General features: G+C 71.1%; 1 protein-coding gene and 1 pseudogene. Both read right to left on the reverse strand.

Going from position 1 to position 856, the window contains the following annotated elements; all coding sequences use genetic code 11:
* Positions 1-469 (reverse strand): annotated as a pseudogene (locus tag VP06_RS32835) (hypothetical protein); the annotation flags it as partial.
* A 4-nt stretch (positions 470-473) separates the two neighbouring features.
* Positions 474-656: a 2Fe-2S iron-sulfur cluster-binding protein gene (locus VP06_RS38835; RefSeq protein WP_342586860.1), complete on the reverse strand. Its 183-nt coding sequence runs from the start codon at positions 654-656 to the stop codon at positions 474-476.
* Positions 657-856: the final 200 nt, after the last annotated feature.

Below are 856 nucleotides of genomic sequence, written 5' to 3' on the forward strand. Positions count from 1 at the left end.
CGCCCGGCTTCCCCGCCGACGAAACACGCTCGAAGGCGGCCGTGAGGGATGCGAGGTCGGAGCGCTCGGCCTGGACCGCCTTCGTGATGCGGGACAGAAGGTAGCGGCCGACGTACCCCGTCCCGACGACAACCAGCAGCATTCCGGTGAGTGAGACGCCGAGCGGGCTGCGGAACTTGTGGGCCGCATGGATCAGGCCGAGGATGGGGCCGAGCACGCCGGCGTAGACGTGGAGAGCGAGCAGCGTCCGCATCGAGACCTGCCGGCTCACCCGCGCCCTGACGCCCGGGATGCGCTTCACGCCGACGTAGAGGAGCGGGAACAGCATCAGCAGGGCAGCTGTGATGCCGATGAGACTGCCTGCTAGGCTGCCGGGGAACCGCGGCGAGACGTGGAGAAGGTAGCCGAGTGGCAGAATGAGAAGAAGTACGACCAGGGCCCCCACCGCGACGGCGCTGCGCTCCTGCATCGGCTCACGCCTCCACCTGCAGGTTGCCGCCGGTCGACTTGGCTTGGCACGCCAGGATCATCCCGGCCGCCTTGTCCTCCGCAGGTAACCCGTCTTCCACCTCCATCGACACGGCGCCCTGCTGCAGCTTCACCTTGCAGGTCCCGCAGATGCCCACACGGCACGACCAGGGGATCTCGACACCCACGCTCTCTGCCGCCTCCAGAACCGTTCTGTTCGCAGGCAGGGGGGCCGACTTGCCCGACCGGGAGAAGATCACCGTGTTTGCGGCGGGGGGACCCCCCCCCCCCCCGCGGGCGACGACCGGGGGGGGGGCGCCGCCGCAGCGCGCGGCCCCGGCGCGCCCGCCGCGGGCTCCCCGGACGCTCGTCCGCCCGGAGAGAGGCG

Origin of the sequence: Methylobacterium aquaticum, from assembly GCF_001043915.1 — a bacterium.
Classification (GTDB): Bacteria; Pseudomonadota; Alphaproteobacteria; order Rhizobiales; family Beijerinckiaceae; genus Methylobacterium; species Methylobacterium aquaticum.